Annotated in this window: 16 protein-coding genes; 8 read left to right on the top strand and 8 right to left on the bottom strand. The window is 71.3% G+C overall.

Going from position 1 to position 15,659, the window contains the following annotated elements:
- The 6 genes from BLQ03_RS00285 (at position 1) to BLQ03_RS00260 (ending at position 4,081) form a co-directional block, all read left to right on the top strand.
- A complete protein-coding gene (locus tag BLQ03_RS00285; RefSeq protein WP_090751457.1) occupies positions 1-957 on the top strand; it encodes a KpsF/GutQ family sugar-phosphate isomerase in 957 nt (318 codons plus the stop codon).
- Position 958: 1 nt separating this feature from the next.
- Positions 959-1,528, top strand: coding sequence for a hypothetical protein (locus BLQ03_RS00280; protein ID WP_090751455.1), 570 nt, complete (start codon positions 959-961; stop codon positions 1,526-1,528).
- Between the two features lie 35 nt (positions 1,529-1,563).
- The gene (lptA, locus tag BLQ03_RS00275) at positions 1,564-2,049 is read left to right on the top strand and encodes a lipopolysaccharide transport periplasmic protein LptA (protein WP_090751453.1); all 486 of its coding nucleotides are present in this window, start codon (positions 1,564-1,566) and stop codon (positions 2,047-2,049) included.
- Positions 2,049-2,816, top strand: a complete 768-nt coding sequence (lptB, locus tag BLQ03_RS00270; RefSeq protein ID WP_090751451.1) for an LPS export ABC transporter ATP-binding protein — start codon at positions 2,049-2,051, stop codon at positions 2,814-2,816. The genes lptA and lptB overlap by 1 nt, the downstream gene beginning before the upstream one ends.
- 132 nt (positions 2,817-2,948) lie before the next feature.
- Positions 2,949-3,530, top strand: coding sequence for a ribosome hibernation-promoting factor, HPF/YfiA family (hpf, locus tag BLQ03_RS00265; protein ID WP_090751449.1), 582 nt, complete (start codon positions 2,949-2,951; stop codon positions 3,528-3,530).
- 86 nt (positions 3,531-3,616) lie between these two features.
- Entirely contained in the window at positions 3,617-4,081 is a 465-nt protein-coding gene (locus BLQ03_RS00260) for a PTS sugar transporter subunit IIA (protein ID WP_090751447.1), read from the top strand.
- Between the two features lie 10 nt (positions 4,082-4,091).
- Here the strand turns inward: BLQ03_RS00260 and BLQ03_RS00255 are convergent, their stop codons facing one another.
- The 3 genes from BLQ03_RS00255 to smc form a co-directional block, all read right to left on the bottom strand.
- Positions 4,092-4,853 (bottom strand): glycerophosphodiester phosphodiesterase family protein, encoded by a 762-nt coding sequence (locus BLQ03_RS00255; protein WP_090751445.1) that lies wholly within the window; start codon positions 4,851-4,853, stop codon positions 4,092-4,094.
- A 148-nt stretch (positions 4,854-5,001) separates the two neighbouring features.
- Positions 5,002-5,460 carry a RidA family protein gene (locus tag BLQ03_RS00250; RefSeq protein WP_090751444.1) on the bottom strand — a complete coding sequence of 153 codons (459 nt, stop codon included), beginning with the start codon at positions 5,458-5,460 and terminating at the stop codon, positions 5,002-5,004.
- Positions 5,461-5,588: 128 nt separating this feature from the next.
- Entirely contained in the window at positions 5,589-9,038 is a 3,450-nt protein-coding gene (gene smc, locus BLQ03_RS00245) for a chromosome segregation protein SMC (protein WP_090751443.1), read from the bottom strand.
- A 126-nt stretch (positions 9,039-9,164) separates the two neighbouring features.
- On the opposite strand from smc, the gene BLQ03_RS00240 reads away from it, so the two are divergent.
- Together BLQ03_RS00240 and BLQ03_RS00235 are read left to right on the top strand one after the other, a co-directional pair.
- Positions 9,165-9,515: a CidA/LrgA family protein gene (locus BLQ03_RS00240; protein WP_090751442.1), complete on the top strand. Its 351-nt coding sequence runs from the start codon at positions 9,165-9,167 to the stop codon at positions 9,513-9,515.
- Positions 9,515-10,234 (top strand): LrgB family protein, encoded by a 720-nt coding sequence (locus BLQ03_RS00235; protein ID WP_090751441.1) that lies wholly within the window; start codon positions 9,515-9,517, stop codon positions 10,232-10,234. The genes BLQ03_RS00240 and BLQ03_RS00235 overlap by 1 nt, the downstream gene beginning before the upstream one ends.
- Before the next feature lie 51 nt (positions 10,235-10,285).
- Here BLQ03_RS00235 and BLQ03_RS00230 read toward each other — a convergent pair whose 3' ends face one another.
- The 5 genes from BLQ03_RS00230 to BLQ03_RS00210 form a co-directional block, all read right to left on the bottom strand.
- Positions 10,286-10,606, bottom strand: coding sequence for a DUF6280 family protein (locus BLQ03_RS00230; RefSeq protein ID WP_090751440.1), 321 nt, complete (start codon positions 10,604-10,606; stop codon positions 10,286-10,288).
- Positions 10,607-10,879: 273 nt separating this feature from the next.
- Positions 10,880-11,749 (bottom strand): EamA family transporter, encoded by an 870-nt coding sequence (locus BLQ03_RS00225; protein ID WP_090751439.1) that lies wholly within the window; start codon positions 11,747-11,749, stop codon positions 10,880-10,882.
- Between the two features lie 60 nt (positions 11,750-11,809).
- Positions 11,810-12,898, bottom strand: coding sequence for a DNA polymerase IV (gene dinB / locus BLQ03_RS00220; protein ID WP_090751438.1), 1,089 nt, complete (start codon positions 12,896-12,898; stop codon positions 11,810-11,812).
- Between the two features lie 72 nt (positions 12,899-12,970).
- The gene (ygfZ, locus tag BLQ03_RS00215) at positions 12,971-13,717 is read right to left on the bottom strand and encodes a CAF17-like 4Fe-4S cluster assembly/insertion protein YgfZ (RefSeq protein WP_090751437.1); all 747 of its coding nucleotides are present in this window, start codon (positions 13,715-13,717) and stop codon (positions 12,971-12,973) included.
- Entirely contained in the window at positions 13,717-15,456 is a 1,740-nt protein-coding gene (locus BLQ03_RS00210) for an ABC transporter ATP-binding protein (RefSeq protein ID WP_090751436.1), read from the bottom strand. The genes ygfZ and BLQ03_RS00210 overlap by 1 nt, the downstream gene beginning before the upstream one ends.
- Positions 15,457-15,659: the final 203 nt, after the last annotated feature.

The following is a 15,659-nucleotide window of genomic DNA, read 5'->3' as shown; positions in this document are numbered from 1 at the left end:
ATGAGCGAATATGTCGATACCGCCCGCCGCGTGATCCGCTGCGAGGCGCAAGGGTTGTCCGAGATCGAGGCCGCGCTGGACGGCCCGCTGGCCAAGCCCTTCGAGGCCGCCGTGCGGCTGATCCTGGAAGCCACGGGCCGGGTGATCGTGTCCGGCATGGGCAAGTCGGGGCACGTGGGCCGCAAGATCGCGGCGACGCTGGCATCCACCGGCACGCCCGCTCATTTCGTCCACCCGGCCGAGGCCAGCCACGGCGACCTCGGGATGGTCACGAAAGGCGACGTGGCGCTGGTGCTGTCCAACAGCGGCGAGACGCCCGAGATCGCGGACATCGTGGCGCATACGCGGCGCTTTTCCATCCCGCTGATCGGGGTGGCGGGACGCGAGGGCTCGACCCTGCTGCGCCAGTCGGACGTGGCGCTGCTGCTGCCGCAGGCGGCCGAGGCCTGCGGGACGGGGATCGTGCCCACGACCTCGACCACCATGACGCTGGCCTTGGGCGATGCGCTGGCCGTGGCGCTGATGGAGCATCGCCGCTTCACGCCCGAGCATTTCCGAACCTTCCATCCCGGCGGCAAGCTGGGCGCGCGGCTTGCCCGCGTGGACGACCTGATGCACCAGGACATGCCTCTGGTTTCCGAGACCGCCCCCATGGCCGAGGCGCTGCTGACCATCAGCCGCAAGGGCTTCGGCGTGACCGGCGTCACGGATGGCGACGGCAGGCTGGTCGGCATCATCACCGACGGCGACCTGCGGCGGCACATGGAAGGGCTGCTGGACAACACGGCGGGCGAGGTGATGACGAGGAACCCCCGCACCATCGCTCCCGAGGCGCTGGCCGAGGCCGCGCTGGCGCAGATGCAGGACAGCAAGATCACCAGCCTGTTTGCGGTTCAGGGCGACCGCCCGCGCGGCATCCTGCACATCCACGACTGCCTGCGGGCCGGGATGGTGTGAGGTGCTGCGCACGAGCATCGTCCGCCTGCTGCGGGTGATCCTGCCGCTGGCGGCGCTGGCGCTGCTGTCGGTCCTGTTCCTGCTGGCGCGCAAGCCCGATCCGCAGGCGGCGATCCCCTATGCCCGCGGCGCGATTGAGGAACTGTCGCGCAGCCCCGGCATCGGCACGCCCGAGTTCACCACCGTCACCGCGGATGGTGCGCAGGTCACGCTGCGGGCGGCCCGCGCGGTTCCGGGCGGGGGCGACAGCGGCACCGCGCGCGACGTGACGCTGGACTGGCGTTTCCGCGACGGGCTGTTGATGCTGGTCACGGCCCCCGGCGCGCAGCTGGAGGGCGACGGCCTGACCCTGGACGGCGGTGTGCGCATGACCCTGTCCACGGGATGGGAGATGACCGCCCCCGAACTGCAGGCCGGGATCAGGGCCGGCGTTGCCACCGCCCCGCGATCCGTCGCCGTCACCGCGCCCTTCGGCGAGCTTGAGGCGGGCGCCATGCGCCTCGGCCCCGGCGAGGGCGGGGGCAAGGTTCTTGAATTGAACGGAGGCGTGCGGCTGCTATACCGCCCCTGAGCGCCGCCGTTTCCCAAGGGAAGAGGAGCCTGACCATGCCGCGATTTCCGTTCCTGCCCAGCCTTCTGGCCCTGGGCCTGGCGCTGCCCGCCGCGGCCCAGACCGTGGCCTTCGGCGGCATCCAGGCCGACACGGCGGCCCCGGTCGAGGTCACGGCCGAATCGCTGCGCGTGAACCAGGACACGGGCGAGGCGGTCTTCACCGGCAACGTGCTGATCGGGCAGGGCGAGATGCGGCTGTCGGCCGACAGCGTGACCGTCGTCTATGCCGAGGGCGGCACGCAGAGCATCCGTTCGCTGAACGCCACGGGCGGCGTCACGCTGGTCAGCGGCCCCGACGCCGCCGAGGCGGCCGAGGCCGTTTATGACGTGGAAAAGGGCACGGTCGTCCTGACGGGCGATGCCATCGTCACCCGCGAGGGCAGCGTGCTCGCGGGAGACCGGATCGAGGTGAACCTGACGGACGGCACCGCCTCGGTCCAGGGGGGCGTGCGCACCGTCCTGCAGCCGGGCGCCAACTGATGGCCGATGCGCGCGAGGCGGCGCGGCCCCGGGCGGCCGTGCGGGAAGGGCTGGTGGTCGAGGGGCTGCGCAAGTCCTATCGCAATCGCCCCGTGATCCGCGACGTCTCGCTGCGGCTAGCGCGGGGCGAGGTCGTGGCGCTGCTGGGGCCGAACGGCTCGGGCAAGACCACCTGCTTCTACTGCATCGCGGGGCTGGTCATTCCCGACGCGGGCCGCATCGTCATCGACGGGCGTGACGTCAGCGCCCTGCCCATGTTCCGCCGCGCCCAGATGGGCATCGGCTACCTGCCGCAGGAGATGTCGATCTTCCGCGGGCTGACGGTGGAACAGAACATCATGGCCGTCCTCGAGGTCGCGGGCCGCGAGCGCCACCAGAGCCGCGAGCGCCTGGAGGAGCTGCTGGGCGACTTCTCGATCGGCCACCTGCGCCACGCCCCGGCGCTGGCGCTGTCGGGGGGCGAGCGGCGGCGGGTCGAGATCGCGCGCTGCCTGGCCTCGGACCCCGCCTTTCTTCTGCTGGACGAGCCCTTCGCGGGCGTCGATCCGATCGCCGTGGGCGAGATCCGGGGCCTTGTCCACGACCTCAAGTCGCGCGGCATCGGGGTGCTGATCACCGATCACAACGTGCGCGAAACGCTCGGGATCGTGGACCGCGCCTATATCCTGCATGACGGCCGCGTGCTGATGTCGGGCACCACCGCCGAGATCGTCCAGGATCCCCGCGTGCGCGAGGTCTACCTGGGCGAAAGCTTCTCGCTGGGCTGAGCCCCGCTGATTGACACGGGAGGCAGGCTGTTCCCAAATGAAGAACAGGGGGCCGCTTCAGGCTCTCTTCCCGGCCCGATCCCGTGCCGGCTGGGCGCGGTGGTCAGGGCGGCTTTCGGAAAGGAAAGAATCATGCGCTATCAGATCAGTGGACGGCAGATCGACATCGGCGAGGCGCTGTCCACCCATGTCGAGAACGAGCTGGACGCGACCTTCGAGAAGTACGCCCAGCGGCCGACCGACTCCACGGTGATCTTTTCGCGTGATGCCCATCACCTGACCTGCGACGCGGTGGTGCACCTGTCCACCGGGCTGACGGTCCAGGCGAAGGGGCAGGACCCCGACAACATCTATGCGGCCTTCGAGAAATGCCGCGAGAAGATGGACAAGCAGCTGCGCCGCTACAAGCGCCGCCTGAAGGACCATCACAAGGACCGCACCGAGCCTGTTGAATACGGCGCCGCAGCCAGCTATGTGCTGGCCGCCGACGAAGATGAGTGGGAAGACCGGGACGAAGCCGGCCTGCAGCCCATCATCGTCGCCGAGATGGAGACCCGGGTGCCGACGCTGTCTGTCGGTGACGCGGTCATGCAGATGGAGCTTGCGGGCGCGCCGATGCTGGTGTTCCGCAACGAGAAACATGGGGGCGTCAACGTGGTTCACCGCCGCGAGGACGGAAATGTCGGCTGGATCGACCCCCGCAACCTGAGCTGACGCCGCAGCGTTAGCACGATAGCCGGGCAGGTTTCGGCCTGTCCGGTTTTCACGCCGCGGGTCAAGGACGGGCAGGACAGCAGAACATGCGCATCAGCGATATTCTTTCCCCTGCGGCGGTCCGCTCGCAGGCGCAGGTCAGTTCCAAGAAGCGGCTTTTCCACGACCTGGCCGAGATGGCCGCGCAGGCCTACGGCCTGAACGCGGCCACGACGCTGGACGCGCTGCAGGAACGCGAAAGCCTCGGCGCGACGGGCGTGGGCCATGGCGTGGCATTGCCCCATGCCCGCATTCCGGGGCTGGACCGCGTGGCGGGCCTGTTCCTGCGGCTGGAAAAGCCGATGGACTTCGACGCGGTGGACCGCCAGCCGGTGGACCTGGTCTTCGCCCTGCTGGCCCCCGACAGCCCCGGGGTCGAGCATCTCAAGGCCCTGGCCCTCGTCAGCCGCACCCTGCGGGATGGCGACATGCGCACAAAGCTGCGGGCCAACGACGACCCGGTGGCGCTGCACGCGGTGCTGGCGGCGGCGCAGGACACGGCGTCAGTCTGAGGCGCCTCGGCTAGGACGCCTGCGGCAGGTAGCCCTCGAAGGTGATGTTGCAGGCGATGCGGCGGGCGGCGGTTTCCTGGGCGGGCGATCGGATCGTCCAGCAGAGGACCGGCACCCCCTGAGCGGCCAGCCGGACCACTGCCGGGTTCTTGAGGTCCCGGTGATCGTGCGAGATGAAATCCGCGCCGACCTTTTCGAAATCCTCAAGCCGCGACAGGGCCACCCGGCGCGCCTCGGGGACGCGGGGCCAGTTGTCGCGGTCGAAGCGGCAGCTGGTCAGCCCGACCGTGACGCCGGGGGCAACCGCGCGCACCTCGGCCGCGGCATGGGGATTGAAGGACATCACGGCGATCGGATGTCCCTGCGCCTGCCGGGGCGCGACGACCTCGGCCACCCGGTCCGGCAGTCCGCCCATCCGAGGGCCGAGGCTGCCGTCCTGGTCCTTGATCTCGATCAGCACCGGCACCCGGCCTGCGACCATGTCCAGAACCGCCTTCAGCGTGGGGATCGTCTCGTCGGTGCCGAGCAGACGGGTCGCGGTGGCGTCGGATGGAGACAGCGCCGAGATCATGCCCTCGCGCCCGGCAAGCCGCTTCAGATCATGGTCGTGAAACACCAGGGGCGTGCCGTCGGCGGCGGGCTGGATGTCCAGCTCGATCCCGTAGCCCTGCGCGACGGCGGCGCGGAAGGCCGCCATCGAGTTTTCGGGCATCCCCGGCCCGTGCAGGCCGCGATGCGCCAGGGGACGGGTCAGGAAGGCGGGATGCAGCATGACAGATGTCCGGATAGTGGAACCGCTGGACCGGGGCGCTGCCCCGCTCGGGCCTCCCGGGCCTGCCTCGTTGGAAACAGCCCGCCGGACTGTTTCCCGAGCGCTCGGCAGCCCGGGATATTTGTGAGAAGAAGACCGGCAGGTGCCCTCAGCCGGTCACCTGGAAGATCGCCTCGATCTCGACCGCGACGCCGCGTGGCAGGGCGGGGGCGCTGACGGCGGCGCGGGCATGGCGGCCGGCATCGCCGAAGACCTCGACCATCAGGTCCGAGCAGCCGTTGATGACCTCGGGCTGGTCGGTGAAGTCGGGGGTCGAGTTCACGAAGCCCGTCAGCTTCACGACCCGCACCACGCGGTCCAGCGAGCCCAGCGCCGCCTGCGCCTGCGCGATCAGCGCCAGGCCGCAGGCCCGCGCTGCGGCCGCGCCCTGGGCCACGTCCATGTCCTCGCCCAGCCGGCCTCGGATCAGCCCCTCGGGTCCGGCCGCGATCTGGCCCGACACGAACAGCATGTCGCCGGCCTGCACGGCGGGGACATAGTTCGCGGCCGGCAGCGGCGCGTCGGGAAGGCTGATGTTCAACTCGCGCAGGCGGGCAGCGTGGGACATGGCTTCCTCCGATATGTGGTCGGGCGCCACGCTAGCCGCGCCCCGCCCGGTTTGCCACCCCGCGCCCCTCGGGCCGGACCCAAATATCCCGGGGGAGCCGAAGGCGGGGGCAGCGCCCCCTTCTTCCGTCACGCCACCATGGCCTCGGCGCGCCGGAGATCCACGCTGACCAGCTGGCTCACGCCCTGTTCCACCATCGTGACGCCGAACAGCCGGTCCATGCGCGACATGGTCACCGCGTGATGGGTGATGATCAGGAAGCGCGTGTCGGTGCGCCGCGTCATCTCGTCCAGAAGGTCGCAGAAGCGGGCGACGTTGGCGTCGTCCAAGGGCGCGTCCACCTCGTCCAGCACGCAGATCGGGGCGGGCGTCGCCAGAAAGACCGCGAAGATCAGCGCCAGCGCTGTCAGCGTCTGCTCGCCCCCCGACAGCAGGCTGAGCGTGGAGAGCTTTTTGCCCGGCGGCTGGGCAAGGATCTCGACCCCGGCCTCCAGCGGGTCATCGGACTCGACCAGCACCAGCCGCGCCTCGCCCCCGCCGAAGAGATGCGCGAACAGCGTGCCGAAGCTGGCGTTCACCGTGTCGAAGGCGGCCAGCAGCCGCTCTCGTCCCTCGCGGTTCAGGCTGCCGATCCCTGCGCGCAGCTTGCGGATGGCCTCGGTCAGGTCGTCCTTCTCGGCGGCGAGCTTCTCGCGTTCCTCCTCCAGTTCGCGCTTGTCCTCCTCGGCGCGCAGGTTCACGGCGCCCAAGGCGTCGCGCTGGCTGCGTAGCCGGGCGATTTCAATCTCGAGCTGCGCGGCCGAGGGCAGGGAGTCAGTGGCGCCCAGGGTCGCGGCCAGTGCGTCTGGACCAGCGCCGGTGTCCTCGGCGATACGGGCGCGGGCCTGCGCTTCGGCCTCGCGGGCGGCGTCTGCCTTGGCTTCGCGGACGGCGCGGGCCTCGCGGGCATCCGAGGCGGCGCGCTCGGCCTCGCGCTCGGCGGCGGTGGCGGCAAGCAGGGCAGCTTCGGCGGCGCTCAGTGCAGCACGGGCGCGGGACAGGCGGGTCTCGGCCTCGCCCCGGCGTTGCGACAAGGCGGCGCGGCGCTGGCCAAGGGTTGCGGGCACCGCTTCGGCCTCGGCCAGTTCGGCGGCGGTGGCCCGACGGCGCGCAGTCAGTTCGGCGTCGCGGGTGCTGGCTTGGTCCAGCCGCGCGCGCCAGCCGGGAAGCTCGCGGGCGAGGGCCTGCAGGCGGCGAGCGCGGGCCTCGCCTTCGCGGCGCAACTCGTCCCAGGCGGCGCGCTGGGCGAGGGTCGTCGTGCGGGCTGCCTCGACCGCCGTCCGGATCTGCGAGAGTGCCGCCGCCGTGGCCTGACGGTCGGGAAGGGCGGACAGGGCTGCCTCGGCCCCGGACAGGCGGCGGGCGGCTTCGGCCGCGTCGGCGGCATGGCGGGCGCGTTCGGCATGGGCGGCTTCGGCCCTGGTCGACGCGCGCGACAGGTCGGATTCGGCGCGGGTCGCGCTGCGGGCGGCCTCGGACAGGGCGCGTTCGGCGGCCCGGGCAGCGTCGCGAGCGGCGGCCTCGGCGGCGGCGGCCTGTTTCAGCGCGGCGCCGGCAACGCCATGGGCGGCGATGGCTGCGGTGGCGCGGTTCCGGGCCTCGGCGGCCTGAGCCTGCGTGGCCTTGAGGCGGTTCGCCTGCTGCAGGTGCAACGCTGCGGCCGAGGCGGCCTGCCCGGCCGGAAGGGCCAGCCCGTCCCAGCGGACAAGGTCGCCCGCCGGGGTGACGAGCCGCTGGCCGGGGCCCAGCGCGGGCTGCAACCGGGCGGCCGTCCCCGCATCCGGAACGACGCCGATCTGGGCGAGCCGTCGGGCAAGGGCGGGGGGTGCCTGCACCTGTGCCGCAAGGGGCGCGGCGCCTTCGGGCAGCGCTGGGGTCTGGTCAGGCGCGGGAAGCTCGCGCCAGCCGGCGCCCCGGTCGGCCACGGGCAGGTGCAGGTCGTCACCCAGCGCGGCGCCCAAGGCAACCTCGAAACCGGGCGCGACCGTTACGGCGTCCAGCACCGCGCCCGCCGTGGCGCGACCGCGTTCGACGAGGCGGGCCAGCGCCGCGCGCTCCGCCTCCAGCACGGCGCCCTCGCCCTCGGCGGTGGCGCGGGCGGCGCGGGCGGTGGTCTCGGCCTCGGCTGCCGTGGCGCGTGCGGTCTCGGCCGCGGAAAGGCGGGTTTCGGCCGCCTCGGCCTGGACCCGCGCAGCGTCCAGAGCGCGTGTCGCGGCCGTCAGCAGGTCCCCGGCCTCGCACCCGGCCTTTTCCGCAAGCTCGGCTGCCGCCTCGGCGTCGGCGCGGGCGCGTTCGGCCCGGTCGCGCATGGCACGGAGGTCGGTGGCGAGACGCTCCGCCGACTGGTGGCGCGCTTCGAGCCGGGCGGATTCGTCGGTCAGGGCGGACAGCCGCGCCTCGGCGTCGCGCAGGGCGGCGCCCGCGGCCTCGGCGGCGCTGGCGGCTGCGGCAAGGCGGTCCTCGTGGCCTGCCTGCGCCCGATCCAGATCGTCCCGTTCGCCTTTCAGCCGCGCCAGTGTCTCGCCCGCGTCGCGGTTCAGCGCGGACTCGCGCGCGATGTCGCGGTCAAGCTGCGCCATGCGCGCGGCGAGGGCGGCGATGCTGTCGCGTGCGCGGGCCTCGGCCTCGTCCAGCGCATCGGCTTCGGCGCCTGCACGGCTGTGCAGGGCGGCGGCGATGCTCTCCTCCTCGCGCAAGGCAGGCAGGGCGGCCTCGGCCCGGGTGCGCGCGGCACTGGCGGCGCGGGCGCGGGTTTCGGCCAGGGCGGCTGCGGCGCGGGCGTCGGCCAGGGCGGACAGGGCGATGGTCAGGGCGGCCTGCGCCTCGGACCAGCGGCGCCAGACCAGCGCCCCCTCGGCCCGGCGCAGCGCCGCGCCGATCTCGCGATAGCGGGCGGCGGTGCGGGCCTGCCGGGACAGCGCGGCGGCCTGCGAGGCGAGCTGTTCCAGCCGGTCATCCACGCGCGACAGGTTCTGCTCGGCCCCGTTCAGGCGCAGCTCGGCCTCGTGCCGGCGCTGGTAAAGGCCGCCGATGCCCGCCGCGTCCTCGAGCACACGCCTGCGCGCCTTGGGGCGGGCGTTGATCAGTTCGCTGATCTGCCCCTGGCGGACCAGCGCGGGCGACTGCGCCCCGGTCGAGGCATCCGCGAACAGCATCTGCACGTCGCGTGCCCGCACCTCGCGCCCGTTGATGCGATAGGCCGAGCCCGCCTCGCGCGTGATCCGCCGCGTGACTTCCAGCCCGTCGGTGTCGTTGAAGCCCACGGGCGCGCGGCGGGCGCTGTTGTCCAGGGCCAGCGTCACCTCGGCCTGCCCCTTGGCGGGGCGGCGGGTGGTGCCGGCGAAGATCACGTCCTCCATCCCCTCGCCTCGCATGGCGGTGGGGCGGCTTTCGCCCATCACCCAGCGCAGGGCTTCCAGCAGGTTCGACTTGCCGCAGCCGTTCGGACCGACGACACCCGTCAGCCCGTCGCGGATGACCAGCTCGGTCGGGTCCACGAAGCTCTTGAAGCCGGAAAGGCGAAGGCGGTCGAACTGCAAGGCGGCTCCGTGGAAGGTCGGGCGCGATTCAACCCCTGCGCGCGGGCAAGTCAACGCGGCAGCCGTCTTTCCGCGGCGTGACGGCGGGAGGCTTCCAAAGCGGCAGACCCGTGCTAACGATGGCGCATGGTCCCGGCGCTTGTCACCATTCTCGGCTTCCAGCTTGTCGGAGAGGTCGTCTCTCGCGGCCTCCACCTGCCGCTGCCGGGGCCGGTCGTGGGGCTGGTGCTGCTGCTCGCGGCCATGCGGCTGCGCCCGGGGCTGGCCGACTGGCTGCGGCCGGTGGGACAGGGGATGCTGGCGCATCTGTCGCTGCTCTTCGTGCCGGCGGGCGTCGGCATCGTCGCGCATCTGCCCTTGCTGCGGGATCAGGGGCTGGCGCTGCTGGCGGCCATCGTCGTCTCGACGGTGCTGGCGCTGGTCGCGGGGGCGGGGGCCTTCACGCTGGTCGCGCGCTGGACGGGGTCCAAAGAGTGATGAGCGCCGATCCTGCCCTGATCTGGGCCTATCTTTCTCAGGGGCCGCTGCTGTGGCTCACGGCGACGCTGGCCGCCTATGCGCTGGGCGCCGCCGTCTTCCGCCTGGCGCGGGGGCAGAGCTGGGCCAACCCGGTGCTGATCTCGGTCGTCCTGCTGGGGTTGCTGCTGACAGCGACCGGCACGCCCTATGCGACCTATTTCGAGGGCGCGCAGTTCGTCCATTTCATGCTGGGTCCGGCCACCGTCTGCCTGGCCCTGCCGATGCAGGACAACCTGCCCCGGATGCGGGCGGCGGCGCTGCCGATCGTTGCAGGGCTGGTCGCGGGGTCGGTGGTGGCGGTCGTCTCGGCCCTGGCCATCGCGCGGCTCTTCGGTCTGGGGGGCGAGGTCATCGCCTCGCTTGCGCCCAAGTCAGCGACCGCGCCCGTCGCCATCGGCATTGCCGAGAACCTGGGGGGACAGCCCACGCTGGCGGCGGTGCTGGTGCTGCTGACGGGCATCTGCGGGGCGATCGTGGTGACCCCGCTGTTCAATGCGCTGGGCCTGCGCGACTGGCGCGCGCGGGGACTGGCGGTGGGTACGGCCGCGCATGGGATCGGCACGGCCCGCGCCTTCCAGGTCAATCCCACGGCCGGAGCCTTCGCCGGGATCGGCATGGGGCTGAACGCCATCCTGACGGCGCTGATCGCGCCGCTTGTCCTGCGGCTGTTCGGCTGAAACGCAAAAGGCCGCCCCAAGGGGCGGCCCGTGATGCAGGGGACGGATGCCTCAGGCGGCCTCGGCCTCTTCCGCGGCCATGCGGCGCTCGCTTTCCTCGCGCGACAGGGCGACCGAGGTGCGCACGCCCTTGGTCACGAATTCGACCAGGCCCTTCACCACCCGCTCGTTCGGGTCGATGCCGGCGCAGCTCAGCACCTCGCGCCCGTCGCGCGACCGCGCCCAGCGGGCGATCTGCTCGGCGCCGTTGCCGTATTTCTTGTCGTCCGCGATGGCGTCATCCAGCGCGGCCAGCACGACCGCCGCGAAAAGCTTGCGCGCCCGCTGCCCTTGTTCGAAGTTGAATGCCGAGCCGTCCACAAAATCACGCATGAAGTCTTTCCATTCCTGTCACCCCACAACGAGGGAAAAGGGGCTCGCCGCAGGCCCCGTGTTATCTGCCCTGAAGGGTGTCGCGTAGCAGTATATGCCCCGGCACCGATTCGTTATCCCCTTGCCCGCATTGCGGCCATGCGCCGCACGCAAACCGCGCATGAGCCAAGTTTATCAAGGCTTATGCGACGCCGATGTGGCAGCTATTCCGCAAAGCCTGCTTGACAACCCTTGGAAGCCGCTTGGGTTGCGGGAAAACGCATCAAAAAATGTCTATGCGCGGACGGCCGCCCTGCTGGCAAGGATGACCCCGCCGATCACCAGGGCGCCGGCCATCAGCTCGACCGGGTGGGGCCGTTCGCCCAGCAGCGCCCAGGACGACGCGACGCCGACAATAGGGACCAGCATCGACCAGGGCGCAACCTCGCTGGCGGGATAGCGCGAGATCAGCGTGTTCCAGATGCCATAGCCGATGAACGAGGCGAAGATGACGACGTAAAGCAGCCCGAGGTTGGCGGGCATGGCCCCGGCCGTGAAGGCGCCGCTCAGGGCAGGGACGATCTGCGGTCCTTCCATCAGCAGCGACAGCGCGAACAGCGGGATGGGCGGGACGATCGACATCCACATCGTCATGTGCAGGGGCTTCGGCGGCATCGCGAGCCGCGAGCAGATGTTGCCGATGGCCCAGCCGAAGGCGGCCATCAGCGTCAGCAGCACCGGCAGCAGCGCCGCCGACTGCGCGCGAGTGGCTCCGATGATCGCAAGTCCCAGCACGGCAAGGCCGATCCCCGCCAGCCGACGGGGCGTCAGCCGCTCGCCCAGGAAACCCGCGGCCAGAAGGATGGTGAAGGGCGCCGAGGCCTGCAGCACCAGCGAGGCGAGCCCCGCCGGCATCCCCACCGCCATCCCGATGTAGAGAAAGGCGAACTGCATGACGCCCACGCCCATCGCCCCGCCGATCAGCCAGCGCAGCCTGACCTGCGGAAAGGGCACGAACAGCATCGCGGGAATCGCCAGCAGGACAAAGCGCAGCGTGGCCGCCAGGACCGGCGGGTAATGGGTCAGCAGCAGCGCCGTCGCCGGGAAGTTCAGCCCCCATAACACCGGCACAAGCAGGACCAGCCCGCGATCGCCCCCCTGCATCCGCCGCCTCGCATCTTGAAATCGCCGCACTGGAGCCGATCCATGCGCCGGCCGCAAGCCTCAGCCGAAAAGGCTCAGCTGTTCGGGCCAGGGTCCCTGCGGCAGGGGGCAGAGGCCGGAAAGCGTGATCCCCAGCAGGCGCACGCCGCGCGGGTCGGGCAGCACCTGCGGCAGCAGCAATGTGGCCTGGGCCAGCAGTTCGGTCTGCGACATCACGGGGCCGGGCTGGCTGTGGGCGCGGGTGACGGTCTGGAAGTCGGTGTATTTCGCCTTCAGCGTCACCGTCCGGCCCGAAATCCCGCGCGGGCTCGAGTGGCGCCAGACCTTCTCGGCCAAGGGCGCCAGCGCCTCGGCTGCGGCATTGAGGTCGTGGATGTCGGTCATGAAGGTCGTCTCGGCGCCGATCGACTTGCGCTCGCGGTCAGGGCGGACCTCGCGATGGTCGATCCCGCGCGAGATGTTCCAGTAATACTGCCCGGACTTGCCGAAGCGGGCGGTCAGGAACTCAAGGCTCTGGCGGCGCAGATCGGCGCCGGTGCGGATGCCGTGGCGTTCCATCTTGGCGCCCGTGGCCGGGCCGATGCCGTGAAAGCGGCCGATGGGCAGGGTCAGGACGAAGTCCGGCCCGGCTTCGGGCGGGATCACGAACATCCCATCGGGCTTGCGCTGGTCGGATGCGAGCTTGGCCAGGAACTTGTTGTAGCTGACCCCCGCCGAGGCGGTCAGCCCCGTTTCCGCCCGGATCAGCGCGCGGATTTCCTTGGCGATGCTTGTGGCGGTGCGGCCCTCGAGGTGGTCGGTCAGGTCCAAGTAGGCCTCGTCCAGCGACAAGGGCTCGATCAGGGGGGTGAAGCGGGCGAAGATGTCCCGGATCTGGGCGCTGACGGCGCGATAGACCTCGAACCTGCCCTTGACGAAGATGAGGTCGGGGCAGAGCCGCTTTGCCCGCACCGAGGGCATGGCCGAGCGTACGCCGAAGGGCCGCGCCTCGTAGCTGGCCGCCGCCACGACGCCGCGCAGGGACGAGCCGCCGACGGCCACGGGCTTGCCGCGCAGGTCGGGGTTGTCGCGCTGTTCCACGCTGGCGAAGAAGGCGTCCATGTCGACATGGACGATGCGGCGGATGCGGTCGGGCGCGTCAGGGGTCATGGTTTCGACGCGCCAGTAGGGTGCATGGCCTCCACGCACCGGGGCCGGGATGGTGCGTGCAGAGCACGCATCCTACGGCGTGGCTTGGGCCCGCTCATCAGCCGCAAGGATCGCCGCACCTCCGGCGGTCAGCGGGCTGTCCATGCGGTCGAAGCGCAGATGCGCGATGGCCCGGCCGCCGGACTGGGTGAACAAGGTTCCCGCCTCGCGCCCGTCGGCCATCAGGATGGGGGTGCCGACCGGGGCCTCGCCGTCGATGGCGACCGTGACGAGGCCCTTCCGAAGCTCGGTCTTGTGCTTCATCCGGGCGGTGACCTCCTGCCCGACATAGCAGCCCTTGCGGAAATCGACGCCGTTCAGGCGCTCGAAACCGGCCTCGAGGATGAAGGTCTCGTTGGGGATCAGTTCGACTAGCGTCTCGGGAATGGTGTGGGCAACGCGAATGGCGTCCCAGTCGGTGCCGTCGTCGCCTTCAACCTTGCCATAAAGCCGCCAGCCAAGGGCCGGGTGGCGCGGGTCGGGTATCGCGCCCTCGGGCGCGCGGCCGGTGCCGCGCGTCACCTGCAGGTCGGTCGGCGCAAGCTCGACCGCCGCGCGCAGCTTGTACATCGACAGCCGCCGCAGCAGGTCGTCCGCCAGCCGCGCGTCCACGTCGATCAGCAGCGCCTCGCCGTCCGGCACGACCAGGAAATCCGCCAGGTACTTGCCCTGGGCCGTCAGCAGCGCGGCCGAGACGGGCGCGCGGGTCACGTCATTGGTGACCAGCCCCTGCAGGAAGTCCATGCGGTCGGCCCCGCCGACCCGGATGATCCGTCGCATCAATCGCCCCCGAACTGCAATCTGACCAGCGCCGCATAGGCGCCGTTTGCCGCCATAAGCTGGTCATGGTTGCCCTGTTCGACAACCCGCCCCGCCTCGATCACCACGATCCGGTCGGCCGCGCGGATGGTGGACAGCCGGTGCGCGATCACCAGCGTCGTGCGCCCCTGGCTGAGTTCATCCAGCGCCTGCTGCACCAGCCGTTCCGAGGCGGCATCCAGAGCACTCGTCGCCTCGTCCAGCAGCAGCACGGGCGCGTCGCGCAGAAGCGCGCGGGCGATGGCGACGCGCTGGCGCTGGCCTCCCGACAGGGCCGAGCCGCGCGGGCCGACCCGTGTGTCGAGGCCAAGCGGCAGCTCGTCGGCGAAATCCGCCACATGGGCCGCAGCCACGGCGGCGCGCAGGCGGTCTTCCGGGACGGGATGGCCCAGCGTGATGTTCTCGCGCAGCGTCTCGTCGAACAGCGCGGCCTCCTGGCTGACGGTCGAGAACTGGTCGCGCAGGACGGGCAGGGTGAAGTCCCGCACCGGCACGCCGCCCAGGGTAACGGCGCCCGCATCCGGGTCCACCATGCGCGTCAGCAGGTTGAAGACGGTGGACTTGCCCGCGCCCGAAGGACCGACCAGCGCCGTGGTCTTGCCTGCCTCGGCGGTGAAGCTGAGGCCCCGCAGGACCGGGTGGCCGCCATAGGAAAGATGCACGTCCTCAAGCCGGATGGTCGTGTCGGACGGCGGCTCGCCGCGCGGCCCCGAGCGGATCGTCGGATGGGTGTCGAAGACCGCGTAGATCCGCTCCAGCGAGGTCGCCGCCGTCTGCCAGCCTCCGGCCAGCCCGCCCAGGCGCCGCAGCGGCTGGAAGGCCAGCGCCAAGGCCGTGAAGAAGGACATGAAGTCGCCCACCGTCCGCTCGCCGCTGGTGACCTGCGCGCCGCCCAGGGCGAGGACGCCCAGAAAGCCCAGCCCCGTCACGATGTCGATCAGGGCAGGGACCAGCGCGCCCACCGCGCTGACCTTGGTTTCGGACCGCTGGATGTCGGTCACGATGCGGCGGAAGGTGGCGGTCTGGTACTCCTCCATCCGGTACAGGCGGACCGCGCGGATGCCGTGCAGCACCTCGTCCAGCCGCGTGGCGCGGGTCGAGGCGAAGCCCCGGTTCTGCCGCATCTTGCGCCGGATATAGCGCTGGACCAGCCCCGTGGGCAGAATCAGCAGCGGCGCGCCCACCAGCGCGGCGGCCGTCCACCAGGGATCGGTTGCGACCGCCACGCCGAACAGCGCCACCAGCGAGATCGCGTCGCGCCCCGCCCCCGTGATGAAGGTCGTCCAGATCGAGCGGATCGCCAGCGTGTCGCCCTGGATGCGCTCGATCAGCGCGCCGGGCGGGTTCTCCTGGAAGAAGTCGCCGTCCAGCGTCATGATGTGGGACAGAAGGTCCGCCTGCATCCGGGTGGCCACGCCCTGCTGGACCGAGGTCAGGATCGCGCGGGTGACGACGTACGTGACGGCCCGGATCAGGAACAGCCCGAAGATCGCCCCGCCGACCCACCAGATCGCGCTTTCGTCGCGGCCCACGAAGACCCGGTCGAACAGCGGCTTCAGCATCCAGCTGAGCAGCGCCAGCGTCGAGCCCTCGATCACCATCAGCACCGTGGCGAAACCCATGCGCGGCCAGTAGGGGCGCAGGTAATCCCGCCAGAGCCTGCGGAACAGGCCGCGTTGTCGGTCGGCGCGTGAGGGCATCGGGCACTCCTGGTTCAGGGCGGGATAGCCGCGCGGGGAAGGGGGGGCAAGGCCGGGGCGGTCGGGGCGTTTCTGCCCGGCCCTCGCGGGACCCCGGCCGGGAAAGCAGTCGGATCAGGACGAAATGCGGCGTGGCGCCGGCGGATCGGCGGCCGGGCTGGACGGGAAGGCCGGGCGGTTCTACCCATTCCGGGCCTATCCAT

It is taken from the genome of Paracoccus chinensis (assembly GCF_900102885.1).
GTDB lineage: Bacteria > Pseudomonadota > Alphaproteobacteria > Rhodobacterales > Rhodobacteraceae > Paracoccus > Paracoccus chinensis.
The sequence above is the reverse complement of the archived record's forward strand: the minus strand, read 5'-3'. Positions and strand labels throughout refer to the sequence as shown.